At 55.4% G+C, this 25,505-nt stretch carries 20 protein-coding genes and 2 pseudogenes; 2 read left to right on the forward strand and 20 right to left on the reverse strand.

The features are described from left to right. The 9 genes and pseudogenes from AC01ZF_RS17025 to AC01ZF_RS17065 form a co-directional block, all read right to left on the reverse strand. A pseudogene (locus tag AC01ZF_RS17025) lies at window positions 1-1,365 on the reverse strand (hypothetical protein); the annotation flags it as partial. A gap of 31 nt (window positions 1,366-1,396) precedes the next feature. Next, window positions 1,397-2,065, reverse strand: a complete 669-nt coding sequence (locus AC01ZF_RS17030; RefSeq protein ID WP_424674405.1) for a hypothetical protein — start codon at window positions 2,063-2,065, stop codon at window positions 1,397-1,399. 4 nt (window positions 2,066-2,069) lie between these two features. Next, window positions 2,070-2,864 (reverse strand): DUF6754 domain-containing protein, encoded by a 795-nt coding sequence (locus tag AC01ZF_RS17035; RefSeq protein WP_424674406.1) that lies wholly within the window; start codon window positions 2,862-2,864, stop codon window positions 2,070-2,072. A 217-nt stretch (window positions 2,865-3,081) separates the two neighbouring features. After that, window positions 3,082-3,327, reverse strand: coding sequence for a hypothetical protein (locus AC01ZF_RS17040; protein WP_424674407.1), 246 nt, complete (start codon window positions 3,325-3,327; stop codon window positions 3,082-3,084). Further along, window positions 3,284-3,772 (reverse strand): SRPBCC family protein, encoded by a 489-nt coding sequence (locus AC01ZF_RS17045; protein ID WP_424674408.1) that lies wholly within the window; start codon window positions 3,770-3,772, stop codon window positions 3,284-3,286. Before AC01ZF_RS17045 ends, AC01ZF_RS17040 begins: the two co-directional genes overlap by 44 nt. Window positions 3,773-3,814: 42 nt before the next feature. Beyond that, window positions 3,815-4,885 (reverse strand): 6-phosphofructokinase, encoded by a 1,071-nt coding sequence (locus AC01ZF_RS17050; protein ID WP_424674409.1) that lies wholly within the window; start codon window positions 4,883-4,885, stop codon window positions 3,815-3,817. A gap of 115 nt (window positions 4,886-5,000) precedes the next feature. Next, window positions 5,001-6,122 (reverse strand): E3 binding domain-containing protein, encoded by a 1,122-nt coding sequence (locus tag AC01ZF_RS17055; RefSeq protein WP_476575534.1) that lies wholly within the window; start codon window positions 6,120-6,122, stop codon window positions 5,001-5,003. Window positions 6,123-6,170: 48 nt separating this feature from the next. Next, the gene (gene recG, locus AC01ZF_RS17060) at window positions 6,171-8,759 is read right to left on the reverse strand and encodes an ATP-dependent DNA helicase RecG (RefSeq protein ID WP_424674411.1); all 2,589 of its coding nucleotides are present in this window, start codon (window positions 8,757-8,759) and stop codon (window positions 6,171-6,173) included. Continuing rightward, the gene (locus tag AC01ZF_RS17065) at window positions 8,756-9,610 is read right to left on the reverse strand and encodes a DegV family protein (RefSeq protein WP_424674412.1); all 855 of its coding nucleotides are present in this window, start codon (window positions 9,608-9,610) and stop codon (window positions 8,756-8,758) included. Before AC01ZF_RS17065 ends, recG begins: the two co-directional genes overlap by 4 nt. Window positions 9,611-9,711: 101 nt before the next feature. On the opposite strand from AC01ZF_RS17065, the gene rpmB reads away from it, so the two are divergent. Continuing rightward, window positions 9,712-9,897, forward strand: a complete 186-nt coding sequence (rpmB, locus tag AC01ZF_RS17070) for a 50S ribosomal protein L28 (RefSeq protein ID WP_015942320.1) — start codon at window positions 9,712-9,714, stop codon at window positions 9,895-9,897. 285 nt (window positions 9,898-10,182) lie between these two features. Here rpmB and pstB read toward each other — a convergent pair whose 3' ends face one another. The 10 genes from pstB to AC01ZF_RS17120 form a co-directional block, all read right to left on the reverse strand. Then, the gene (gene pstB, locus AC01ZF_RS17075; protein ID WP_424674413.1) at window positions 10,183-10,986 is read right to left on the reverse strand and encodes a phosphate ABC transporter ATP-binding protein PstB; all 804 of its coding nucleotides are present in this window, start codon (window positions 10,984-10,986) and stop codon (window positions 10,183-10,185) included. Window positions 10,987-11,003: 17 nt separating this feature from the next. Further along, window positions 11,004-11,939: a phosphate ABC transporter permease PstA gene (pstA, locus tag AC01ZF_RS17080; RefSeq protein WP_424674414.1), complete on the reverse strand. Its 936-nt coding sequence runs from the start codon at window positions 11,937-11,939 to the stop codon at window positions 11,004-11,006. Next, the gene (gene pstC, locus AC01ZF_RS17085) at window positions 11,939-12,853 is read right to left on the reverse strand and encodes a phosphate ABC transporter permease subunit PstC (RefSeq protein WP_428131540.1); all 915 of its coding nucleotides are present in this window, start codon (window positions 12,851-12,853) and stop codon (window positions 11,939-11,941) included. Before pstC ends, pstA begins: the two co-directional genes overlap by 1 nt. Window positions 12,854-12,959: 106 nt before the next feature. Continuing rightward, a complete protein-coding gene (locus AC01ZF_RS17090; protein WP_476575535.1) occupies window positions 12,960-15,044 on the reverse strand; it encodes a PstS family phosphate ABC transporter substrate-binding protein in 2,085 nt (694 codons plus the stop codon). Between the two features lie 257 nt (window positions 15,045-15,301). Beyond that, complete coding sequence (locus tag AC01ZF_RS17095) at window positions 15,302-17,269, reverse strand: choice-of-anchor Q domain-containing protein (RefSeq protein ID WP_424674418.1); 1,968 nt, start codon at window positions 17,267-17,269, stop codon at window positions 15,302-15,304. A 91-nt stretch (window positions 17,270-17,360) separates the two neighbouring features. Further along, window positions 17,361-19,283: a peptidoglycan recognition protein family protein gene (locus AC01ZF_RS17100; RefSeq protein WP_424674419.1), complete on the reverse strand. Its 1,923-nt coding sequence runs from the start codon at window positions 19,281-19,283 to the stop codon at window positions 17,361-17,363. A gap of 12 nt (window positions 19,284-19,295) precedes the next feature. Then, window positions 19,296-20,261: a TerC family protein gene (locus tag AC01ZF_RS17105; protein ID WP_428113438.1), complete on the reverse strand. Its 966-nt coding sequence runs from the start codon at window positions 20,259-20,261 to the stop codon at window positions 19,296-19,298. A 64-nt stretch (window positions 20,262-20,325) separates the two neighbouring features. Next, window positions 20,326-22,326, reverse strand: coding sequence for a GAF domain-containing protein (locus tag AC01ZF_RS17110; protein ID WP_424674421.1), 2,001 nt, complete (start codon window positions 22,324-22,326; stop codon window positions 20,326-20,328). Window positions 22,327-22,381: 55 nt separating this feature from the next. Further along, a complete protein-coding gene (locus AC01ZF_RS17115) occupies window positions 22,382-23,176 on the reverse strand; it encodes an ABC transporter permease subunit (RefSeq protein ID WP_424674422.1) in 795 nt (264 codons plus the stop codon). A 101-nt stretch (window positions 23,177-23,277) separates the two neighbouring features. Further along, window positions 23,278-24,213, reverse strand: coding sequence for an ABC transporter ATP-binding protein (locus AC01ZF_RS17120; RefSeq protein ID WP_424674423.1), 936 nt, complete (start codon window positions 24,211-24,213; stop codon window positions 23,278-23,280). Between the two features lie 161 nt (window positions 24,214-24,374). Between AC01ZF_RS17120 and AC01ZF_RS17125 the strand changes: the two genes are divergently transcribed. Next, on the forward strand, window positions 24,375-24,896 hold the full coding sequence (locus tag AC01ZF_RS17125; RefSeq protein WP_424674424.1) for an adenine phosphoribosyltransferase: 522 nt from the start codon (window positions 24,375-24,377) through the stop codon (window positions 24,894-24,896). Between the two features lie 178 nt (window positions 24,897-25,074). On the opposite strand, the pseudogene AC01ZF_RS17130 reads toward AC01ZF_RS17125, so the two are convergent. Beyond that, a pseudogene (locus tag AC01ZF_RS17130) lies at window positions 25,075-25,505 on the reverse strand (hypothetical protein); the annotation flags it as partial.

Genomic DNA, 25,505 nt, shown 5'->3' on the forward strand with positions numbered 1-25,505 from the left:
GTCGTCGGTCGGTGCGGTTGGCTCTTCTGCCTGCAACCAGGCCGGAGCAGCGTCAGCCGGCTCCTCGGCCGGTAACCAATCTAAACCACTAGCTCGTGCCGGTTCAGTTTTCTCCCAAGCAGAAAGATCACCGGCATCAGCTTCCCGTAACCACGTCGGTATTTCACTAGATGTATCACGGGCCGGTTCCTCTGCCTGCAACCAGGCCGGCACGTCGTCGGTCGGTGCGGTTGACTCTTCGGCCCGCAACCACGCCGGCACGTCGCTGAGCGGTTCCTCGGCTTGCAGCCACGCCGGTGCCTCGTCAGTATTGGCAGATGGTAGTACCATCTCTTCACCGGCGGCACCTAATTGACGTTCGGTTTCTAGCAACCACTCTGGTACAGCATCAGCACCGGCTACACCTTCATCCGGCGACCACGAGGCACTACCGCCATCAGCGGCGCCAGTATCAAGTGATGCGGCATTGCTGTCAGCAAACAAGGTAGGCGCATCCGGTGCCACTGGTGGAGTGGTCGTGGATGGAGCGGAAGTAATAATATTGTCATCGAGTAGCCATGTCGGTAGATCGAGCCGTACCGAGCCGGCAGCAACCGGTGGCTCATCGCCGGCAACATTTTGCAACCATGGCGGTAGATCAAACGCAGATGTGTCACTCGCTGCGGATTGATTCGGGTCCAACCACGCCGGTGCATCGGGGGCAAAGACTGTCTCGTCACCGGGAGCTACATTGGCAGACCAATCGGTCGAGCTAGTTTCAGGGACGATCCGATCCAACTCTTTCAGCCAGTCATCAAGGGCCGGCTCAGAAATCGACTCTGCTTTCGCTGCTGGCTCACTTGTCGGCAAGGAAGGTTCAGACGGCGCAGTAGCAAACGCCTCAGTAATCTCTTCATCACTCAATTCACGCAACCAATCAGGCACACCGGTATCAACATCTGCCGGTACTTCTGACTCTAACGATGGTTCTGATGCCGGTTCGAGTGCTTCTTCGTATCCGATACTGCGCAGCAGATCGGTTGGACCCATCGGCATACGGAGGCGCGAACTCGTTGTCGGCGGTGGCTCTACCGGTGGCACAGCCTCTCCCGATGGACCTGAATCGGCATCACGAAGCCATGCCGCCGATTGAGCATCGGCTAGCGGATCGCTTACCTCTGCCTGCAACTCCGCCAACCAGTCCGGCACACTCGTCGCTTCGGCCATCGGTTCATCGGCGGTCAGCCAATCCGGTGGTACTGCCACTGCCGGCGGTGGTGGGGGAGTCAAGCTATCGATACCACGCAACCATGCCGGAGTTACGTCATCTTCATCCGGCGCTGGTGGCAACGGTACGTTACGAAGCCATGGTGGTAAGTGTTCCATAGTGGCACATCAAACGCCGGTGCCGATCCCCTTAACGATCGGCATACGGCATATCAAAGCCAATCAACAGACGCACACCGGCTATCAGTGCACCAATTGCCGAGCCCAACAGCAGACCACGTGCGCCGGCAGCTACAAGATAGTCATTCAGCCACTGTACCATCTGGCCAATAATGGGAATGAAGGTCAATGGTGGCAACTGGATCACCAAAGCCAACAACGCTATGCTAACAACGACAATCGCTTCAGTCTGCCCACTGCGCAGAGCACGTAACATAGCACTAAGGGCAAAAAAAGCGAGTAATGCCAGCAAACTGGCAGCCAGCGGTTCATAGATCAGACGAAAGACGGTACGGATCGGCGGAGCGGCTAACGTCATCGGAAGGGTCAACCCCATGGCAGTACGAGTTGGATAAAAGATACCGGCCACGATCACGATCACCATACCGATGATCAAGACAAGGCTATAACCGGCTTCGGGTGCACGCGCATGCAGACGACGGAGGTGAGAACTGAAGACGCTTACCGCCCCAATAACAACCGCAAGGGCCGTAATGAGTGCCGCCCACTGCACCAGCACCATCGCCAGTGCGTTCACGACCGGGCCAGCACCGACAAAATCAAGGAGTACAATTAATCCACTCACCCCGGCAATTAATACTGCAATTAACTGACGGGGATTGCGCAAGAGCGATACCATACGCTTACCACCCCGGCAAAGCCGGCAAGCCGAACACAGCTCGGATCACACCATAACCAAACGCCAGCACCATCAACCCGATCACCGTTACACGCAACGTATCATGCGTAAGTAAACGCGCCTGTGGTGCAGACGCAGTTGTCAAATAGGCCTCCGTGACGAAGATCTCTTCGCCGATCAGCACATGGGGCGTAACCACAGACATCACACCTAACGATGCCGGATTGGTACTCCCTAATACTTGCGGAATCTGCTGTTGGGCGCCAATCTCAGCGGCCAGTAAGACCTCAGGTCCGAATGCCCCAACCATCATACTCGCTTCCAACGGTTCACGATGATACTGTACTGCCACAGCCGCCGCATACGCCAACGGATCGGCATGCGCCCACAGTTCGATCCGACGCGGATCGAACGCCTGTGGCTGACCAACTCCACGGTACACTTGTCGTATTGCACCACGCAAAGACAAATGGGCAACGGCGTCGGCCGAGCTAATCACAGCAGCCGATCCACTTGCCGCAGCCTGTTCGCCGGCCTGTCGAACCACCTGTAAACCGGCAAGCAGCTCTGACGTACTCGCCCGTTGACCTTCACCAGCACCGATTGTACTTGCACCGGGCGAAAGATGAACCGCACGACCGGTTTCGGCACTACGGGCGAGCGCCATCCGCAATACATCTAGCGCCGGCAACGACCGACTCACCGGCAAACGACCGGCGAGAACGCGCGCGTGATGAAGCCAAACAAATGCTACGACAATCCCAAGCGCAACTAGCAAAAAGATTGCCGGCAGGGTCATAACGTATTCCCTTTCTTCCCGCGACAAGCAACCTTCTTCGAGATGAACAATCTTACAATCATATTGAGTGTAACCCACCAGATCGGCTTTGTCAATTGTTTGAACTGAAATAACGGTTTAGGACGCGGTAAAACGATATTGAATAGTAAACTTCTGAGGCACAGTATCTGCCGCACTTCCCCACGTACTCTCAGCATCTTTCCGGAAACAGTCCCAATTAACCTCGTTCCTGTAAGCGCGCTAACAAGAGATCACGCAGCGCCGGCCAATGTTCGGGGATGGTCAACGGCTCAACAACACCTGCCCAGCGGGTACCGCGCACCAGTGGCAGCAGAGCCTGTGCGCCTTGACTACATATCACATCGAGCGGTGCAATAATCTGCAACACAATCGCCACCGGCACACTAACGCCGGCATGCTCAATCTGATCGGCCAGTTGGTGAAGCGGAGGTGATGGTTCCATGTGGTGTCTGCTCAACGACCCGACGAAGAGCATGCAGAAATTCTAGAGCAAGCTGTTCAAAACGTTTGCGTTGCGTTGCATCGATTACGTGCGCTACCAGATCGGGCAACTCGAGCTGATCGAGTCGCTCGATCCGGTAACGTCCATCATCGAGTGGGATCAACCGACAGCGGTTAATTCCTTGAAACGGTGGAAAACTGATCCGAAAGCGTGTTGCACGACTCAGTGGCGTATAGTCGATCACTTCCATCTCGGCATGGACAAACATCCCATGCAGTTTGAAACGATAGCCTTGGCGCGGATGGTCGTTCGGCGGCAACTCAATCCGTACTCGTTCGAGCGAAGGCATCCAACGCGGCCAGTTACTAAAATCGTCAAGAACGGCAAACACCCGCTCTGGCGGCGCGGTAGTCACCGTCGTCGCCGCAATCTCATAACGGATCATCGTTTCATCACCTCTGCCCCGACACCGGCAACGAGGGCGGTATCAGAGTTCATCACCAAACACAATTCCCAAACTACGCGCGCAGAGCACCAGATCGCTATGCGGACGCACCCGGTTGAGATAGCCACACGCCTCGGCGAGCGGCACGGTCACAATATCTTGCCCGCGCAACGCCACCATTTCACCGTAGATGCCACGAGCCGCAGCTTGCACGGCAGCAGCACCGTAGCGCGTCGAGAGCAAGCGGTCGTATGGTGACGGCGAACCGCCACGTTGCAAGTGCCCCAAGACAACGACCCGGACATCTTTGCCGGTTAGACGCTCAAGTTGCTCACCAACCCAATGCCCGATCCCACCAAGACGCCCCTCGGCAATGTACATTTCGCTTCCACCGCGTGGACGCGCACCTTCGGCGACAACAATAATACTGAAGGCACTGCCTTGGGCATCACGGGCATGAACCTTGTCCGTGACCCGTTCAATTGTAAACGGAATCTCAGGGATGAGGATTACATCGGCCCCTCCGGCCAAACCGGCGTGCAACGCAATCCAGCCGGTATGCCGACCCATCACCTCAAGCACCATCACCCGATTGTGACTGGCTGCCGTCGTGTGCAGACGATCAATTGCATCGGTCGCTACTTGTAAGGCAGTATCAAACCCGAAGGTACGATCGGTACCGGCGAGATCGTTGTCAATCGTTTTCGGTACCCCAATGACCGGTGCGCCTAACTTGTGGAGTTCCAAGGCAATCCGCTGCGTACCTTCACCGCCAATGGTAATCAGCGCACGCAACCCCATCTCTTCAATGGCTTTGACGGCGCGAACATACGGATCGGCTTCTGACAACTCATCACTGCGGCGTGGGCCGAAATGACCTTTATTCGTGGTACGCAAAATCGTACCACCGCGCGGTAACAACCCCTGAACATCAGCGTTGGTCAGCACACGATAGCTCTTCGTCCCCAACAATCCCTCAAACCCGTCGTGGATCCCGATTACTTCCCAACCGAGACTGGATGCCGACTTGACGACCGCACGGATGACAGCATTAAGTCCTGGCGCATCACCACCGCTCGTGAGCACGCCAATCCGCTGCTTCTTACTCGCCATGGCTAACTCCCTCGGGTGTATTGCGATTAAGACAGTTACCGGCTAGACAATCAAATTATACTACTCGCAACTATAGCATGGCGGAGAATGTATGGCAGATATTCGTGGTGTTGAATCAACGATTGGGATCGGTGCATGAAGATGCTACAGCCAGCGCCTCGACACCGAGCTGGCGACACAGATCGCGTAAAAAGGCCATCGCGGCTAGATGGTCGAGGATGCGGGCATCGTAACACAGGCTAAGCTGAGCCACTGCTCCAACGACCAATGTCGTCGCATTGAAGGCAATTGGTTGTCGTTGCGCTTCACTCAACGTCAGGGCCGCTGCCGTTCCCGGTAACGGTGATGCAAACCGCCACCAACCGGTTGTTGCCACGATACTGAACGTGGCCTCGGCAAGATCGTTGGTAGTATCGGTGCAGGCTAACATCCGTGCGATACCGCGTTCGGTCAGATCACCGGCGTCACGGATCAGAACCCATCGGCCATCGGATAAACTGACGGCAGTGTGATAGCGATGTCGCAGCATAATGGCTGTCTCAGCCCACGCTGCATTGAGCAAAGGATGTAGCGGAAAGAGAGCGGCTGTGGCGGCGACCAGTGCGCTAAGCGGCGTCGCTTGAAGACCGCGCGTGGCGAACTCTGCCGTCTGCGCTGCACAACGTTGCATGAGTGGTTGAAGATTGACAGCAATGGTGACGCTAGCAAGCGGCACACCGTCTGACATAACCACCTGCGATAAGGTAGCTACCGTCTCCGTTGGCATCGGCGGCATCTGCACCGATCCGTTGTCAGACGCAACAGGCTGCACAACCGGCGCCGATGCAACTGTCAGGGTAGAGACGTTAACCGCAGGAGCTGCTGCCGTCTCCACGAGCATACCAGCTGCGGCGAGCACGTCAGCTCGACCGATACGACCACCCGGTCCACTACCGTTCAACGTTGCAAGGTCTATCCCCAAAGCACCTGCGATCCGGCGAGCCAGTGGCGTTGCTCGTACTTGACGTGGCGGGGCGTAGTGGGCGAGAGCTGCACCACCAGACAATCGCGCACCTGCTGACGCCAACTGCTCAACCAGCACTCCGGCCACCTGTGCCGGGACGGCCCATTCGGCATCGGCGGTTAACACTCGTACTAGCGGTGTTGTGGGTGTTACCGTCTCACCAACAGTTGCCAACCATTCCAGTAAAGTCGCCTCACCGAGGGCAGCGGGCAACGTGATGGTCTGGGTTTGCATCGCTAAGCCTCATTGCTTACCTACAAAGGAAACGATGTTCTCTCCGGTCTACCCTGCGCGCATAGCCTCCGTCCAAAACGCATCGACACGCTGGCGCAACAACGCATGTTCTGGGCGTTCCAAGGCCGGATCATCAGACAGAATGGCTTCGGCCATGCGCCGTGCTTCGCTCAGTAAGCGGGTATCACCCTGTCGAGCCATTTTCAGATCGGGCGTCCCACTTTGGCGTGTACCGAAAAACTCACCCGGTCCACGCAATTGTAGATCGATCTCGGCGAGCTGAAAACCATCGTTGGTCTGTTCGAGAGCAGCCAACCGTTCTTTTGACTGCTGATTATCACTATCGCTGATCAAGATGCAGTAACTCTGATGACTACCACGCCCAACCCGACCACGAAACTGGTGCAACTGGGCTAACCCAAACCGTTCTGCCCCCTCGATCACGATAGTTGTCGCATTAGGGACATCAATCCCAACTTCGATGACTGCCGTCGAGACCAAGATATCATGCTGATGATCGCGGAATGCACGCATCACCTCATCTTTCTCGCGAGCCGACATCTTACCGTGTAACAATGCTACCCGCAAGTCGGGAAAGACCTCGTGTTGCAGTTTTTCGTACATCTCTTCAGCGGAAGGCAGGTCGAGTTTCTCACTCTCTTCAACCAGTGGACAAATCACGTACACCTGTCGTCCCTCGGCGACCTGTTTACGAATGTGGCGATAAGCTTTTTCGCGTTCAAAACGGCTAATTCGACGGGTACGAATCTCTTGCCGTCCCGGTGGCCGCTCATCGAGCACTGAAACATCGAGATCACCGTAGATGGTAAGGGTTAGCGTGCGCGGGATAGGGGTTGCCGTCATTACCAGCATGTGTGGGTTACACCCTTTGTCCTTCAGCCGCAATCGCTGTTCGACCCCAAAGCGATGCTGTTCATCAACCACAACCAGTCCTAGCCGAGCAAATTGGACGGTCTCGGTGATAAGGGCATGCGTTCCGACCACGACATCGATCTCGCCACGGGCAATCCCATCCAGTACTCGCCGTCGCTCGCGCGTACCCAGGCTACCGGTGAGTAAGGCGACGCGCACACCGTGCCCACCCATATCCTCTTCCGGCGTCATACCGATGATCTGGACAATCTCGTTCAGTCGTGCCGCCTCTTCAGGATCAAGTTGCGCCCGCCAATCGATCTGCCGATACTGTTCACCGTTCATTGCCTCGCTTGACCGACGCGGCACCGGCACCCGGCTCAGCAACTGCTTGAGATTTTTGGCGTGTTGTTCGGCCAAAATCTCGGTTGGCGCCATCAACGCCCCTTGAAAACCGTTAGCCACTGCTTGCAACAGTGCCGCTGCTGCTACCACCGTCTTGCCACTGCCGACATCACCTTGCAACAGACGCGCCATCGGCGACGGGCGCTGCACATCGGCAAAAATCTCGTTGATCGCCCGCTGCTGGGCTGCCGTCAATCGAAACGGGAGCAGCCGTAGTAATTCGGCATGCACCTGCGGATCAATTGTAAATGGCAAACCCATTTCTTGTTGCCAGAGCCGCTTGCGTTGCAAAACGCCGAGCTGAATAAAGAGAAACTCATCGAAACCGAGCCGACGACGGGCAGCCGCCAATGATTCGTGATTGGTAGGAAAATGGATTTGAGCCAGTGCTTCACCGAGTGGGAGTAAGCCCGCCTGCGCACACCGCTCCGGCGGTAGATGATCGGGTACACGCGGTGCTACAGTATCAACCACCTGTTTGATCAAGCGGCGAGCCTGATTCTCGTGCAACCCCTGTGTCAGCGGATGAATAGGTACTAACCGCCCGGTGTGCAACAGTGCGTTGGGGTCGGGAGTATAACGTTCCCAACGCGGGCTGGTGAATTGCCGCTTCCCACCGAAGACCGTCACCTTACCGCTGAGCACAATCGTCTGACCAATCCGAATCTGCTGCGCAATCCAACGCTGGTTAAAGAAAATCGCTTCAATCGAGCCGGTCTTATCACTCACTTCCACCCGCACGCGCAATTTGGAGCCAGTGCCGATGGTGCATACGTCGGTCACTTCGCCAATCACTGTCTCTTCAGCCCCTGCCTGCAACTCATCAATCGCGCGACGACTGCTGACATCATCGTAGCGACGGGGAAAGTGGTACAGGAGATCGCGAATCGTTACGACACCGATCCGGCGAAAACCGGCTACTGTGCGTGAATCGATACCGGCGATTTGGTCGAGTTTAGCATCGAGATCAAGATCGGTTAAGGGATGCTTATCGGACGCCAATCGTTGACGCCCCTGCCGCGAAGAAGTTCGGCGAAGGGCAAGCGACGGTGGCGTAACCGGTGCAGCGGTGGCAAGCGCAGGAGTGTGGTGGTTGGTACGAAACAGTGAGCGTAACTCTTCGATGGCTGCGGCAAGCGCCTGATCACGTTCGGCATGCGTCATACGTTCGTAGCCAACGAGCAAGCCAATTGCGCGTTGCACAGCCGGCAAGGTCGCCGCACTGCCGGCAGTGGCCGACCACTGCCGAATAAACGCACTCAAACCACTGTCAGCTACGCGATCGGCGCATCCATCACGGCGCTCGGCAGACAACGTCTTACCGAGCACCGTCACCTGCTGTCGCTCAGACTCGGTCATTCCTCATCAAAGCCTTCAAAGACGGTTACGGCCATCGCACCGGGGCCAAGACGGGAGGCAATTGCTGGCCCCATCCGAGAGACTTGCACCCGATCACGTGGGAAAATTGGATCGAGCTTCTCGAGCAATTTTTCAACATCTTCTGGAGTAGTGGCGTAATGGATAATCACATCTTCTACATGCGGAAAATCTTCGACAAAGGTAAAGAGACCCTCGATGGCCTTAGCGCGTGTACGTGTGCGCTCGTAGGGTACAATTTCTCCCTCATCGAGGATCATTAGTGGCTTAATACGCTGCATTGACCCGATCAGCGAACTGCTAAAGGTGAGCAAGCCGCTTTGTTCGAGATACTCCATCGTATCAACGAAAAAGGCAGTATGCGTGTGACGAATCGTCTGCCCAATTACCTCACTTACCTCAGCCGGAGCACGACCATCGCGAATCGCACGGGCCGCAGCAATGGCGATTGACCCCAGCCCCATGCCAGCCAGTTTACTATCGATAATTTCGATCCGAGTATTCGATGCCGGCAAGCGTGACCTCCCAGCCCGTGCTTCGTTTAGGATTGTTCCTAACCGCTGGCTGAGGTGGATCGAATACACGTAATCGTAGCGACCTAACAAGCTACGGTAGAGTTGCTCGAAAGTGGTCGCTGTCGGTTTGACGATCTCGACGCGGTCGTGGTCGTTGAACAGGAGATCGTAAACCTGATCCTCACTGATATCAATTCCAATGCGGTACAACCGATCGTCGATCCGCGCCGACAGCGGAACAACTTCAATGTCTAGCTCACGCGCTACGTCAAACGGAATATCGCCAGCGCCGTCGGTAACAACTTTCATCAGTGCCATGGTGTGCCCTACAATACAGAGCGGTTTGCCAAAGCGAATACAATATGGTATAGTCTCGCAAAGTGCGACTATTAAGGTGTATCTATTCGGAGTGTAGTCCTATGGCAAAATGTGAACTCTGCGGTAAAAAACCTTCGTTTGGTCACAATGTCAGCTTCTCCAAACGCCGGACCAATCGGGTCTGGCAGCCCAATATTCAGAAGACGACGTTAATGGCACCCGGTGGTAAGCCGGTACAAGTACGCATCTGTACCCAATGCATGCGCACACTCGCGAAGACGCGCTAGGACAGTATGCGCACGTATCCATTAGGAGAGGCCAGTGTCCGGCAGGGACGCTGGCCTCTGCGCTTTCGCTCATTATAGCCCAGACCAGGACGATACGCAAACAATCAGCCCAAAGGACAAGTCCAAAGTTGAGCAAACAGCACGGGAGGTACATCAGGTTTCGGGTAAGATGGATCAGGCGACGTGAATAACCGTATCCGTCGTCCTACTTGCCCAATTGTAGATCAAAACAATATCGCCGGATAGGCAGTCCTTCCGGCGATACAGCTCCCATCCAGACAGCCATCATCCGAACCGGCCCGAAATATACTGCTCGGTGCGTTCGTCCTTCGGGTTTTGGAAAATCTGCGCTGTCGGCCCATACTCGATAAGCTGGCCAGCACGGTCGCTATCCATCAAGAAAAACGCCGTGTAATCAGAGGCGCGTGACGCCTGCTGCATATTGTGCGTCACGATAATAATCGTATAGTTCTGGCGCAGCTCAAACATCAACTCTTCGATCTTGAGAGTTGAGATAGGATCAAGTGCCGAACACGGCTCGTCCATCAAAATCACTTCCGGCTCGACCGCCAGCGCTCGGGCAATGCAAAGGCGCTGCTGCTGACCACCGGAAAGTGACAAGCCATTCTGGTGAAGCTTGTCCTTCACTTCATCCCACAGTGCAGCGCCGCGCAGCGCTCGTTCAACAAGTTCGTCCATCTCACGCTTAGACAGTTTCCAGCCGTTGATACGTGGACCATACGCCACATTATCGTAGATACTCTTGGGGAAGGGATTCGGTTTTTGGAAAACCATACCAATCCGACGACGAACGTTCACCGGGTCAACACCCGGAGCGTAGATATTTTCGCCGTGGAAGAGGATCTCACCCTCGACCCGAGCCGAGGGCACCAAATCGTTCATCCGATTGAACGAGCGCAATACTGTACTCTTTCCGCAGCCCGAAGGCCCGATCAGAGCGGTAATGCGGTTCTTTTCAATCGCTAAATTGACGTTCTTGACCGCACGAAATGAACCGTAATAGACGTTCATATTCCGTGCTTCAAGTGCATTTGGATTGTTTCGGTCCATATCATGAACGACTGTCATTGGATACCTTCACAACATTAGTAGCGTTTCTGATACCGATTACGTAGATAAATCGCGAGCGCGTTGATCGCCAACAAAATGGTCAGCAACACCAAAATACCGGCTGCCGCGAGCGCGCGGAAATCATCGTTCGGGCGCGACGTCCAGTTAAAGATCTGGATGGGCAGCACGGTAAAGATATCAAAGATATTACGCGGCAGGAAGGGCACGAAGGTCAAAGCGCCGATCGTAATCAGCGGCGCCGTCTCGCCAATCGCGCGTGATACAGCAAGAATACTGCCGGTCAGAATCCCACCAATTGACTGCGGCAATACCACATGCCACACTGTCTGCCAGCGCGTTGCGCCAAGCGCATAACTAGCCTGACGCAAACTTAACGGTACTGCACGTATCGACTCACGGGAAGCAACGATAATAATTGGTACGACCAATAAGGCCAACGTCAGCGCACCGGTAATGATACTACGGCCGAGGAATAGCCAGCGAGCAAAGACTTGCAGACCGAGTAAACCGTAAATAATGGAGGGGACTGCGGCAAGGTTACTGATATTGATCTCGACTAACTTACTAAACCAATTATCGCGTGCATATTCTTCGAGGTAGATGGCCGCCGCAACACCAAGGGGAAATGCAAAGAGGATCGTAAGAGAGATCGTGTACAAGGTACCGACGATAGCAGCCTTAGCACCGGCTCGTTCCGGAAACCGCGAGTCGAAATTGTTAAAAAATTCCCACGTCAGCCAGTTTGTACCGCCGGTGAAGATGCCCGTTGCCTTGTTAATAACGTCGAGGATGAGTACAACGAGTATACCCAAACCGAAAACAATACTAAACCATCCTAGAATGGTTAATATGGTGCCTTTGAAGTGACGCCACTTCAGGTTACCACTACCCCGATCCGTGACTCTCTCAACCGATTGGGTCTTCACTCCGATTTGTTCTTGGGCAGACATTAATCGTAAACCTCCCGGAACTTACGTACCATCCAGAAGCTGAAGATATTTAACACGAAGGTAAAGAGGAAAAGGGTAAACCCAACAGCGTAGAGTGTGTAGTAGCTCAAGGAGCCGTAAGGTGTATCGCCGAGACTCACTTGCACAATGTATGACGTCATTGTCATGACCGGTACGGTGGGATCAAAGGTGAGTCGTGGGTTCTGACCGGCGGCAATTGCCACGATCATTGTCTCACCAACGGCACGCGAGAAAGCAAGCACAATTGATGCTACAATACCTGAAATCGCTGCCGGTGCAACGACGAGCGTGGCTACTTCGAACCGAGTGGAACCCAACCCATACGCTGCTTCACGCAACGAGTTCGGTACCGCCGACAAAGCGTCTTCGCTGAGTGAGGCAACGAACGGAATGAGCATCACCCCCATTACCAAACCGGCACTTAATGAATTGAAAATACTCAGCGTTGGAATAAAGTTCTTGAGAAACGGTGTAACCACAGTTAAGGCAAAATAACCATACACGACGGTGGGAATACCAGCCAGAATCTCAAGCAGTGGCTTGACCGTGCGCCGAATACGATCAGATGCAAATTCACTCAGGAAAATAGCTGCGATCAGACCGAGCGGGACTGCCACTAACATTGCGATGGCTGAGGTCAATATTGTTGCCGATAGCAGTGGCCAAATCCCATATTTCTTAATTGAAAAAAGTGGTGTCCATTCAGTTTCAGTTAAGAATTCAACAATTGAAACTTCGCTGAAGAAAGCAATCGTTTCAAATACTAGAGAGAAGACAATACCTGCTGTCGTCAGAATTGAAACAGTAGCAGCACCTAAGAGAGCAACCTGAATAAGACGCTCGCCAAACACGCGCAAGGGATTGATTGGTTTACGGAGATCGGTAACAGCCACGAACATCTCTCCTTTACGATCAAGCTATGCCCGCTTCTAGCCTACCATAGAGAGACAGTATGAGCAAGAGCAAAAGCTCTTGCTCATACTGCACATACCGAGAAAACTACTTGCCCAAGTACCGATCTAGGGTCAAGCCAACTTCCTCACCGGGCTTTACTAACGTCCCCAAGACACGGTCGTTGAAGCGCTTGGCAATCGCCCGGTAGAGCTCCTGCGACAGCGCGACATAGCCGACTTGCGGGGTTTGGATCAGCGGCGTGAACTCCTCACTTAGGTAGAAGTTGATGAACGCCTGCACCTCTGGCCGCTCCGCCGCCTCCTTGCGCACGTAGATGAACAACGGCCGTGACAGTGGAATGTAGGTGCCGTTGGCAATCGTCTCGAAGCTCGGCTCCACACAGCCCTTGCCGCCGTCAATCGCGATTGGCTTGATCTTGCCCGGGTTCTCTACGACGTAAGCGTAGCCCAAGTAACCGAGTGCGTTCAAGTCTCCGCCTACCCCGGTAATCGTCACGTTGTCGTCTTCGGTCGCCTGATAATCGCCCCGGCTCGCCTTCGCCTTGCCCACAATCGCTTCGGTGAAGTAGTCGAACGTCCCCGAGTCAGTACCGGCACCTAGCAACACCAGCGGCCGGTTCGGGAAACCGTCTCGAACCTGGTTCCAGTTCGTCACCTTCCCCTGCGCGTCCGGCTCCCACATCTTCTTCAACTCGGCCACCGTCAAACAGGTCGCCCAGTCGTTCTGCGGGTTCACCACCACCGACAACCCGTCATACGCCACCGGTAGCTCGATGAATTCGATCCCGTTCTGTGCACAGATCGCCTGCTCCTCTTCCCGGATCGGTCGTGAAGCGTTCGAGATGTCCGTCTCACCGTTGCAGAACTTCTTGAACCCACCACCGGTGCCTGAAATCCCCACGCTCACTCGCACATTCGGCGCTTTCTGGGAAAACTCCTCCGCTGCTGCTGCCGTCACCGGATAGACCGTTGACGACCCGTCGATCAGAATATCACCACTGAGTGTTGCGTAATCAAAGGTCGGCCCCGACTGCGGCAACTGACCGGTAAGATAGCGATCCAGGGTCAACCCAACCTCTTCACCGGGTCGAACCAAGGTGCCCAAGACACGGTCGTTGAAGCGCTTGGCAATCGCCCGGTAGAGCTCCTGCGACAGCGCGACATAGCCGACTTGCGGGGTTTGGATCAGCGGCGTGAACTCCTCACTCAGGTAGAAGTTGATGAACGCCTGCACCTCTGGCCGCTCCGCCGCCTCCTTGCGCACGTAGATGAACAACGGCCGTGACAGTGGAATGTAGGTGCCGTTGGCAATCGTCTCGAAGCTCGGCTCCACACAGCCCTTGCCGCCGTCAATCGCGATTGGCTTGATCTTGCCCGGGTTCTCTACGACGTAAGCGTAGCCCAAGTAACCGAGTGCGTTCAAGTCTCCGCCTACCCCGGTAATCGTCACGTTGTCGTCTTCGGTCGCCTGATAATCGCCCCGGCTCGCCTTCGCCTTGCCCACAATCGCTTCGGTGAAGTAGTCGAACGTCCCCGAGTCAGTACCGGCACCTAGCAACACCAGCGGCCGGTTCGGGAAACCGTCTCGAACCTGGTTCCAGTTCGTCACCTTCCCCTGCGCGTCCGGCTCCCACATCTTCTTCAACTCGGCCACCGTCAAACAGGTCGCCCAGTCGTTCTGCGGGTTCACCACCACCGACAACCCGTCATACGCCACCGGTAGCTCGATGAATTCGATCCCGTTCTGTGCACAGATCGCCTGCTCCTCTTCCCGGATCGGTCGTGAAGCGTTCGAGATGTCCGTCTCACCGTTGCAGAACTTCTTAAACCCACCACCGGTGCCTGAAATCCCCACGCTCACTCGCACATTCGGCGCTTTCTGGGAAAACTCCTCCGCTGCTGCTGCCGTCACCGGATAGACCGTTGACGACCCGTCGATCAGAATATCACCACTGAGCGTAGCCAGCTCAGAGGCCGGCGTTGCCGTTGGAGCCAGTGCTGTTGTTGCCTGGGCGGCCGGCGTTGCCGTCGGAGCCGGTGCCGTTGTTGCCTGGGCGGCCGGGGCCGCCGTTGGCTGCGCCGCCGGTTGTCCACCACATGCTGCGATCATTGGAATGATCAGCGCCATGAGCATAAGGCCATAGACCCGCCGTTTCGTACCATTTACCATACGTGTTCTTTCTCCTTACCAATACAATCTGCGAACTGCAAGCGTACCATACCAGGCAGAACGTCTGCCCGGCTACGAACACATCGTGGTGTAACACTCTTACCGACATGCAAAGAACGACGCTTGCAGGGATACGATACAAGGGACGGGTTAAGAACATATCATTGAAATATTAAGATGATGTTAAATTAAGGTGAACGTTCGGGGAAAGAGCGCGATTCGTGGGGTAGAATTTCCATCTCAGCAGCTTCGCTGCTCTACCTGGATATTAACGGTGTGTAGACCATAAAGACCGTTTCGACGACTCGTACCTGCGTCGTTCCCACAACGCTACCCGGCCCACTCAGGCTGATGGTGAGCGTGCCGAGATTGGCAACATCACTCGCTACCAGTGCGACACGCAAGGTCTGGCTATTGATGAAGACAGTGGAACGGGGCTGGTCGTTCACTAAGACTTGGGTCGCTGCAGTAAAATCAACCCCGTAGAGCAGCAGCGCCGGCGACGGTTGGTTACGCGCTACCATCGGCGGCGTGGCAATCAACGGCACTTGCAATTCAAATGCCCCTAGATCGCAGGCATTGAGTTGCGGGCGAGCGACGCCGCGTTGGTCGGTGGCCGGACAGGCAGCGCCGGAATCGCGGGCCGGGCTATCGGCGGGAATCGCCATCGTCTGGGTTGGCCCGCCGTTGTTGGTCAGCGCACGCAGCATGGGATCGCGAAACTGCGGATCATTGGTTTGGTTAGGCGCGCTCTTACCGGCAAAACAGGTGACATCATTCCAGAAATTCGCACCGGTCAAGCGCGGCGGGTACTGCAAACTGCGACCATCGTGGGTTAGCTCGCGCGAACAGTGTTGCTGAATGTTCCAGCCATTGCCACCATTGCCGGCTGTGTTATTGACAAACAGGCTGTTGCTCACGCTGCCGTTACCGGAATGGCTGATTGCCCCTCCAACCCAACCGGCATAGTTCTCGGCGAAGGTACTTGTCTCGATAACAAATGGCGCAGGCCGACTGTTGATCACGTATAATGCACCACCATTCGCATTGAACCCGCTACCTTCTGCCCGATTCGCCACAAAAGTTGTATTGACGATCCGCAGGGCAACTTGTTGGGGAAACGCCACTGCGCCGCCAGAGCCATCTTCCCGCGGATTGCCATCAGCCCCCGGCGTGCGGCGGGCGCGGTTGGCGTGAAACAGGCTGCCACTGATCAACACGCTAGGGTTGCCAGTGCCGGAGCCATTGGCTGATCCGCCGCCGCCGATCGCACCGCCTTGGCCGCGACTACCGCCGATCACCGCATTCTTGACGAACGAGCTATCGATGACCTCCAGACCACTGCTATCTTCGTACATGTTGATATGAATAGCGCCGCCAGAATTGTGGGCTTGGTTCTCTTGAAAGAGGCAACGCACCACCCGCAAACGGCGGTTAGCGCCGCCCAAGCCATCAGCCGAAATCGCGCCGCCAAAGCTATCCTGTGGCTGTGCGCCAATCGCACTATTCCCGATAAAGAAGCTATCTTCCACCGTCAAGCTACTCTGGAGCAGATGAATAGCACCACCGGCGCCGTTGTGGGCGTGATTGCCTTCAAACCGACTATTGGCAATGATCACGGCCCCGCCGCGACTATAGATCGCGCCGCCACCGTAATCGTAAGCATCGCGGCCTGCCGGCACCGAAGTGAGCGTCGTTTGATTATCGCGGAAGATGACCCGATCAATGACTAAGGTCGGCGTGAAGGAAGGATTGGCGGCAGCAAAATAACTCCGAATCGCACCACCACTACCATCAACGGCAGATTCGTCGGTGCCACCGCCACTGGCCCGGCCACCGGTGATGGTGAGGTTGCGCACTTCTAGCCGGCTCACTCCGGTAAAACCGGTGGTGTAGTGGTCGATGAGCCGACTATTATTGCCTTGTAACGTGATCCGACCACCACCGTCAATGATTGTCTGCGGTGCGGTGATGATCAATGGCGCAGAGAGGACGATAGTGTGCGGGTCAGGTCCGCAGTTGAAGTTGATAGTACCACCGCCGACCACTTGCGCGGCCAGTGCGGTAGCGGTGCAACTGGCCGGCGTTCCGTTACCAACGACCTTCGATTGCGCACCGACCGGTGATATTGGCTGACCGATGAAGGTAAGCGCGACTACGCTCAGCCAAAGGATGAACCGGTAGCGCAGATTGTTGATGGAAGCACGATGAAAGATGGTCGACATAGGTTATGCAAATATGTTAACGCAAAGACGCAAAGGGCGCAAAGGGCGCAAAGGGCGCAAAGGGCGCAAAGGTACGAAGATTAGGATGATTTCAGCCCATCAACGCCTCGCGTAACGCACCGAGTGGCAAACCGGCCAGCGCTTCTTCATCACTGCCGGCTAAACTCGACCAGAGCACAATAGAATCGGGATCGAGATGGTAGCGCGCATCGAGCTGACGTAGCAACCAACGCAACGCACGTACCTGCGCATCGGTATTACCTGCATCGCGTGCTGCCGGCCAGCCGGACGGGCGCTCCAATGAAATACCCACACTGATCCGGTTAAGATTGTAACGGGTATTGCCGCTGACGAACCCGGCGTGCCATGCCGCCTTTGCCTCATCGACAAGCCGGTAGATACGACCATCAAGCCCGATCAGATAATGAGTAGCAAACCGCGCGTTGAAGTCGGTCATGGCCGCAATTATCTCTTCGACAGGGCCGGGAATAGCGTGGAGAACGATCATACTGACTCGCTCACCGTTACGCTCACCGAAGGCTTGCGCCGGTGGTGTGATCTGTGTAATGGTAAAATCACTATCACTTGGTGGGGTTAAAGCATGTCTCGGTATCTCCACAACCGGCGCAGCCATAGCTACACCAAGGATCGGCATCCCATGCCGGCGTGCCAATTCACTGAGACGTTTCACCTCACTCCATTTTGGCACCACGTTGTAAAGCACATCGAGCGCAAATGGTTGCAGCGCGTAGGTTGTCTTTTCAATAGTGATCTGATAACTATTGGCCAATGGCACACCGATCGCCCACTGACGGGCCAGTTGGTGAAAGGCCCAATCGGGACGATACGTCGTACCGGCTTGCTTGTACGTCTCGGTGAGCAATGCATCGCGCAACTTGACGGCTGCCGGATCGGTAGCCGTGAGCTGGCTTAACCGGCGCACATCTTGCCAATTCGGCACAAGGTTGTACAGTGTATCGACGGCAAAGGCTTGATACGCATACTGCTTGCCATCAACGGTAATTTGAGCGCTTTTGCCAACAGGTGGCCCCAACCGGTTAATAACCGCATATTGGTGAAAGGCCCAGTCGGGGCGGAACGGTGAGCCACCGGTCTGATATGTTGCTTCGAGTAAGACACGACCTAACCCACTCGGTGGGATACTTCCACCAAGCAGATCACTGAGCGTCTTCACATCACCCCAATTAGGGACTTCACAGTAGAGCGTATCGCGGGCGAATGGCTGGTAATTGTAGACCTTACCCTCGAATGTTATCCGCACGCTTGGTCCCATTGGCATGCCGATTTGATGCTCGAGGGCATACTGATGAAACGCCCAATCGGCATTGTAGCCCTGACCATTCGTTTTCGGCTTGTACCCCTCTTCCAGCAAAGCTTCGATCAAGCGCTCCTCGTCGGGGGACGGATCACCGATTGGACCAGGTAGTGGTGGTGGTGGCGGGGTAGTATTGTTGAGATATGCCTCTACCTGTGACCAGACCCATTCTTTGGTAACGGCCCAGCCGGGACAGCTTTTTTGATTAGTGTAATCGCGATGGAATGAGATCAATTGCCGCGGCGGAATCTTGAGCCGCCGCGAAAGTTCACCCATCACCGCTACCGAATGCTCCCAGACCTTCCCGGATGGCAACACCTTATCGAAATAACCCACCATCTCCAAGCCGATCGAATACCAGCCCTGCGCCAGCGAGCCATTACCGGTACCGGCATGAATACCGATCTGCGACATCGGCGTCGCCAACCAAATCCCGTCAGGCGCGGCAAAGATATGTGGGCCGGCGGTCCAACCCTTGCCGGCATAAAACTTCTGAATCCCGCGCATGGTGATCAAGCCGCGCCACGTCGTCTCGTCAGGGCGATAGGTGTGGTGGAGCACCAGCCGGCTAGGTGTTAGACGGCCAAAATCGTAGTTCGCCACGTAGTTACGCCACTCGGCAATCGTTAGCATCCGATTGATAAAGGGTGGTGAGCCTTCGGTAGGAAAATCCGGCATGAAACAGCTCCTTCAATATGAGTCGGTCGCAGTCATTAATCGTCGTGAACGAATAATCGATGCAGCGATTGCTGTGATCAGTGTCAAAGCAATAACGGCCAGCGAGACAGTATTCGGAATATGAAGACCATGACCTCCTAAGAACCAACCGGTGACCAACGGCGTTAGCATCTTGACTCCAATAAACGAAAGGATAATCGCCAGGCCGTAACGCAGATAATAGAATGACTCCATCACGCCGGCGAGCAAGAAGTAGAGTGAGCGCAGGCCAAGGATTGCACAGATATTTGACGTATAGACAATAAAGGGATCGTGCGTGATCCCAAAAATTGCCGGGATCGAGTCAACGGCGAAGATGAGGTCGGTACTTTCGACGATCAGCAGCACTAAGAAAAGGGGGGTAGCGCTAAAGCGTCCCGAGTCACGGACAAAAAACCGGTCGCCTTGCATCTCCGGGGTGATAGGCAGCAACCGACGCGCAATGGCGACGAGTAGATTGCGTTGTGGATCGACGTCGGGGTCGTCGTCTTGGAAAATGAGACGCACCCCAGTCACAAGGAGAAACGCACCGAACAGGTAGAGAATCCACTCAAACCGTTCAACGAGGGCTGCACCGAGCAGGATCATCGTACCGCGCATGAGCAGCGCACCTAGAATTCCCCAGAAGAGTACTCGATGTTGATATTGTGGCGGAACGCGAAAATAGCTAAACAGCAAAACAAAGACAAAAATATTATCAACACTTAGCGAATACTCGACTAAATAACCGGTAAGAAAATTGAGCGCATCTTCAGGCCCACGCCAGAGCCAGATCAAACCGTTAAACGCCAACGATAACGTAATCCATACCAGCGTCCAAATACCGGCCTCACGCACCGACACGCGATGCGAACGGCGATGAAACACTCCCAAATCAAGGGCTAAAACCAAAAACACCATTGCGTGGAACCCAATCCACGCCCACACCGTTGTATCCACAGAGCCTCCACGATGAACACGGGCACATGATACTCCTGTTGCCCATGATACGACAACAGAAACGCTACACTTCCAGCCGGTCCTCTTCGATAATCCGTTGGGGGAAACGAACCCGTGCGCGCATCCAACCGGCTTCCTCATCACGACTGAGGCTAAAGGTGCCACCTAAATCGCCGGTTACCAACGTTTCAATGATCTGCAAGCCCAAACCACTACTTGGCCGCGGCGGTGGCGGTGGATGACGAGGGCCATCATCGCGCAACTCGAGAACAACCCAACCTTGCTCAAGCACCGCTTCCACCTCGATGCGCCCACCTTCCGCGGCCAAACCGTGGGTCAGTGCATTATCCACCAACTCGTTAATAACAAGTGCCAGGACAGTAGCATCGCGCGAGCCGATTCGCACCTCATCGCCGAGAATGGTGAATTCAACGCGAATATCGCTCTCGAAGAGCGTACTTTGCACACTCTCGATCACTTGTCGCGCAACGGCACTGACAGTCGTTACGCCAATATCATCGCGCGACAGCAGATTATGGATGGCGGCAATCGCCTGAATCCGTGCAGCGCTCTCACGCAATGCCTTGGCGCCCGGACTAGCCGGATCGAGGCGACGCAATTGCATTGCCAACAAAGCGGCGATAGTCTGGAGATTATTGCGCACACGATGATGCATCTCTTGAAGCAGAGCCGATTTGACGCGCAATGCACGGAGGCTCTCTTCGTACAGGCGAGCATTTTCGATTGCAATTGCCGCTTCATCGGCAAACGTATTGAGTAAGCGCACCTGCTCGTAATCAAACAGGTGTGGCTCGCCTTGGTAGAGACAGATGCCGCCAATAGTACGGCCACGGGCGCGGAGCGGCATACAGAAGAGCGAGTGAAAACCTTCGCGCCGTGCTACCTCTGGCAACTGCGGAAAGCGTGCGTCTTGATACGCATTCATCACGGCCAGTGGCCGACCATCACGCACGGTTTGAATGATCAAATCGCGCACGCCATCTCCTTCACCGCCATAACTGGCAACCAGCTTCAAATTGCCGTCTTCACCGACCTGAAAGATCGCCGCCCGATCCACTTTCGACAGATCGACGGCCTTTTCGACGATCAGGTTCAGAACATCGTGCAAACCGATCTGCTCGGCAATCGATTTCGATACCTGTTGGAGGGTCGTCAACTCACGCAATTTTTGATGGAGACGCTCATCGGTCTGCTGGTACAGTTGCGCATTGGCAATAAAGAAGGCCAACTCGCCGGCAGCCATCTCGACAAATGAAATCTCTTCTTGGGTGAAGTCGCGAGGTGCAATCGTTTGAACGGTAATAACGCCCTGCAACTTATCGGCACTAAACTGAAAGCGTTCTGCCGAAAAGAGCACAATCGGGACGGCAAGCATCGAGCGAAAAATCTCTTCACCCAACTGCGGCTCACGATGATAGCGTGGGTCTTGATAAACATCGCTCACGGCCACCGGATACCCCAATTGGGCGGCCCACCCGGTAACCCCTTCGCCCAAACGTGCCACAACCTGGCCTACGGCTGCCCGATTGAGGCCGTGTGTTGCGCGCAACACGAGATCATCACGATGCTTATCGTAGAGATAAATCGAACAGACCTCAACATTCATTACCTGTGCGACCGTCTCTACTACCGTCTGCAAGGAGGTATCGAGATCAAGGGTGGAATTGGCAGCAGAGATAATGCGGTGTAGACCGTCTAGCTCGGCAGCCCGCGCTACGAGCCGAGCTTCCCACTCGCGCGTGCGTTGTTCTTCCTGAGCAGCGCCAAACGCCAGCAGTAATTCACTGACCACAACCCCTTGCGACATCGGTAGCCGTGCGGCCAAATGTAACCCTAATTCGGTCAATACCTCGGCAAGACCACCACATGCATGCCATTCAGCCCCGATCTGGCGGAGGAGACTTAGCCGAACTGCTGGGTCGGATTGCTGCTCCAACGCATCAATCAACATCCCGATCGATGGGATCGTCTCACGAACTGCACCGATCAGATCGGGCGGCTGCGATGTCAACACCTCATACATCGGTAGGGTTGAATTATCCATAAAACCACCCTCAATGACCATTTTGGTCAATTATACCCCCTTGGCGCAACCATTTTCAGCGCCAACGGGTAAGAATGGTCTCGCGTTGAAAGACGTGAGTCGCTATCCAGAGTAACACAACGGCCACCGGTAACAATACAGCCGAAAAGACCATCGACACCAACGGATTCAGTACGAAGAAACCGAGCATCTGTCCGACGAAGAGCAGCATCACCGGCACAATCAAGACCGCAGCAATCTGCTGCGCACTGCGTGGATCACTTACCCGTGACGAAACCATCACCGTAAGGGCCACCGAGATAAGAGCTAATAACGGGCTAGCCAGCAAAAGCAGTACGATCCAGCCCAGATTGAGGACTGATCCCGGCACGATTGGGTCGACGGCTACGAAACCCAAGCCGACAGCGAAGATCAAGGCGCACAACCACGTAAGACTAATACCGGGGAGGATTGTCGCTAACACCTTCCCCAACAGCAGCTCGGAAACCGAAATAGGGGTGGCGAGCAACGGCTCAAGGGTACGACGATTCTTTTCACCCACGACGCTGTACGAAGCGAGCACATTTGGGATAACCATCGGCAGGAGCAGAAAGAGGGTTGAAAACTGTCTTCCGAAAATCACCTGTGCTAACGCTTCGAGACGAAGATTGGTCAACGTCGGATCGACGGCAGCAGCAGGTATCTCAGCAGTATCGGGGTCACTCACCAGACCCATAGCAAAGATGAGCGCAAGGGCAAAGAGCGGCAGGATCGTCGGCGGTAAGAAGGTGCTCAGCAACAAACCACGTGAGCGGCGCAGTTCGAGCCATTCCTTGGCGATAATGATGGAAATACGCTCCCAATTCAGCATAAGTAACTCACAGATAACCGATAGGAGATAGGTACAACTCCTGTCGTTGCCCAGCCCCGCGCGATACGGGGGCAACGCACGAGGGTGCCACAGCATAACGATCAGGCAGCAGGTGTTACCGTGTCCTGCATCAACTCGAGATAGATCGTCTCAAGCGAAGGCGTAAACGGCTCCAGATAACAAATATCGGCACCGGCAGCGACCATGGTACGCACTAATTCCGGGTTATGCTGATCGGGATCAGGAAGACGCACCAACAGCTCCCGCTCACCGGCTGTAACATCGACAACGAATGGCAAACGACGCACCACCGGTACGAACGGCTCGGCTAGGCCGGACAGCACTACTCGAACACTGTTTCCAAACAGACGATTACGCAGATTAGCCGGAGTATCAAGCGAGATCAAGCGGGTACGAAAGATGCCGATTAAATCGCACAACTCATCAGCCTCGGCAAGATTGTGGGTGGTAAGAAAGATGGTACGTCCCCCGGCACGTAACGTCTTGATCAGATCGCGTACCGATCGTGCGGCTGCCGGGTCGAGACCTGACGTCGGTTCATCGAGAAAGACAACCGACGGATCGTGGAGTAATGCTCGAGCAATTGCCAACTTTTGCCGCATCCCCTTTGAAAAGCCACCGACCGGATCATTCCGGCGATCCCATAACTCAAACAAACGCAGATAATAGGCGACACGTTCGGCAGCTTGTGCTGCCGAGAGGCCGTACAGACGGGCAAAAAAGCGCAAATTCTCCTGCGCACTCAACGTATCGTACAGACCGGGAGTCTCGGTCAAGATACCGGTTACTGCACGAACGGCTGCTGCTTGGGTTTGCACATCGAACCCAGCCACGCGAGCCTGCCCACGCGAAGGGGCAATCAGGGCACACAACATACGCACGGTAGTGGTTTTGCCGGCACCGTTCGGACCAAGGAAACCAAAAATGGTACCTGCCGGAATACTCAGATCGAGATCGGCAACAGCAACAAGCTGATCGAACTGGCGGGTCAGGCGATGACATTCAATGGCATTCATAGTGGGTTCGGAGCAGATACGAATTAGATGCCAATATATTGTACTATGCAAGACGGAAGGATAGCGTGAATTGTTACCGATGACACAATGAATCTCATGCACTGCTTCAGAAGTTCTCTATAATAGCGCGTGTATCGGCAACAGGCTTGCACGGAGGGCGTATGGCACAGCAGGATTTAGCCAGTCTGATTAGGAATATCCCAGACTTTCCGATTCCCGGTATTCAATTCAAGGATATAACAACGCTGATCGGTAACGGCCCGGCGTTTAGCGAGGTAATCGACCGACTGCACGAACGGTACCGTGATCGGCAAATCGATGCGGTGGTGGGAATCGAGTCACGTGGGTTTATCTTCAGCGCACCATTAGCGTACCGACTCGGGGTAGGACTTGTGCCGATCCGCAAGCCGGGCAAACTACCGGCAGCGACCTATCAGATCGAGTATCAGTTGGAGTACGGCACAAACCGACTTGAGATTCATCGTGATGCATTGCAACCAGGTGCAAATGTACTAGTGATCGATGATTTACTGGCGACGGGCGGCACCATTGCGGCGGCTTGCGATCTGATCAAGATGGCAGGTGGGAATGTTACGGAATTAGCCTTTGTGATTGAGTTGACATTTCTCAAAGGGCGCGAGCGGTTGCGCGATCACAACGTCTTTTCGCTGATCCAATTTTGATTCAGAATGACAAGCTTGCGCGCCCCACTCGCGCTGTCCATTACGCGGCCTCATTGTCATTTCGAGGGCACGCCAGCGTCCGAGAAATCTGGCCGTGGGGGATGGAAGTGTGTACGCCCCGCTCGCAAGGCTAAGATTTCTCGCTCCGCTCGAAATGACAGCAGGTTTCTTACAATGACTACGCTCCGCTTGTAAAGACGCGGATAGGGGTCAAGGTTGATTCGTTGGGGAGGTTATTAGCAAGGATAAAGGGTTGTGCATCGGGTGGGACGACACGCCAGGTGGGACGGTGCGCCGGGGGTGGTGCGCCGGGTAGGCGGCACGCCGGGTGGGGCGGTACACCGGGGGTGGTGCGCCGGGAGCGGCACGCCGGGTAGGCGGCACGCCGGGTGGGACGCCGGGTGGGACGGTGTGCCGGGTGGGGCGCCGGGTGGGGCGCCGGGTGGGACGGTGTGCCGGGAGCGGCACGCCGGGTAGGCGGCACGCCGGGGGTGGTGCGCCGGGAGCGGCACGCCGGGTAGGCGGCACGCCGGGTGGGACGGTGCGCCGGGGGTGGTGCGCCGGGTAGGCGGCACGCCGGGTGGGGCGGTACACCGGGGGTGGTGCGCC

The organism is Chloroflexus sp., from assembly GCF_056331925.1.

Bases quoted from the DNA above. Each gene is read 5' to 3' on its own strand.
- AC01ZF_RS17040 (WP_424674407.1), bottom strand. From the start codon at position 3,327: ATGGAACCATCACCTCCGCTTCACCAACTGGCCGATCAGATTGAGCAT.
- rpmB (WP_015942320.1), top strand. From the start codon at position 9,712: ATGGCAAAATGTGAACTCTGCGGTAAAAAACCTTCGTTTGGTCACAAT.
- AC01ZF_RS17035 (WP_424674406.1), bottom strand. From the start codon at position 2,864: ATGACCCTGCCGGCAATCTTTTTGCTAGTTGCGCTTGGGATTGTCGTA.
- AC01ZF_RS17065 (WP_424674412.1), bottom strand. From the start codon at position 9,610: ATGGCACTGATGAAAGTTGTTACCGACGGCGCTGGCGATATTCCGTTT.
- pstB (WP_424674413.1), bottom strand. From the start codon at position 10,986: ATGACAGTCGTTCATGATATGGACCGAAACAATCCAAATGCACTTGAA.
- AC01ZF_RS17100 (WP_424674419.1), bottom strand. From the start codon at position 19,283: ATGCCGGATTTTCCTACCGAAGGCTCACCACCCTTTATCAATCGGATG.
- AC01ZF_RS17090 (WP_476575535.1), bottom strand. From the start codon at position 15,044: ATGGTAAATGGTACGAAACGGCGGGTCTATGGCCTTATGCTCATGGCG.
- AC01ZF_RS17120 (WP_424674423.1), bottom strand. From the start codon at position 24,213: ATGAATGCCATTGAATGTCATCGCCTGACCCGCCAGTTCGATCAGCTT.
- AC01ZF_RS17110 (WP_424674421.1), bottom strand. From the start codon at position 22,326: ATGGATAATTCAACCCTACCGATGTATGAGGTGTTGACATCGCAGCCG.
- AC01ZF_RS17030 (WP_424674405.1), bottom strand. From the start codon at position 2,065: ATGGTATCGCTCTTGCGCAATCCCCGTCAGTTAATTGCAGTATTAATT.
- AC01ZF_RS17050 (WP_424674409.1), bottom strand. From the start codon at position 4,885: ATGGCGAGTAAGAAGCAGCGGATTGGCGTGCTCACGAGCGGTGGTGAT.
- AC01ZF_RS17095 (WP_424674418.1), bottom strand. From the start codon at position 17,269: ATGTCGACCATCTTTCATCGTGCTTCCATCAACAATCTGCGCTACCGG.
- AC01ZF_RS17125 (WP_424674424.1), top strand. From the start codon at position 24,375: ATGGCACAGCAGGATTTAGCCAGTCTGATTAGGAATATCCCAGACTTT.
- AC01ZF_RS17055 (WP_476575534.1), bottom strand. From the start codon at position 6,122: ATGCAAACCCAGACCATCACGTTGCCCGCTGCCCTCGGTGAGGCGACT.
- AC01ZF_RS17115 (WP_424674422.1), bottom strand. From the start codon at position 23,176: ATGCTGAATTGGGAGCGTATTTCCATCATTATCGCCAAGGAATGGCTC.
- AC01ZF_RS17045 (WP_424674408.1), bottom strand. From the start codon at position 3,772: ATGATCCGTTATGAGATTGCGGCGACGACGGTGACTACCGCGCCGCCA.
- recG (WP_424674411.1), bottom strand. From the start codon at position 8,759: ATGACCGAGTCTGAGCGACAGCAGGTGACGGTGCTCGGTAAGACGTTG.
- pstA (WP_424674414.1), bottom strand. From the start codon at position 11,939: ATGTCTGCCCAAGAACAAATCGGAGTGAAGACCCAATCGGTTGAGAGA.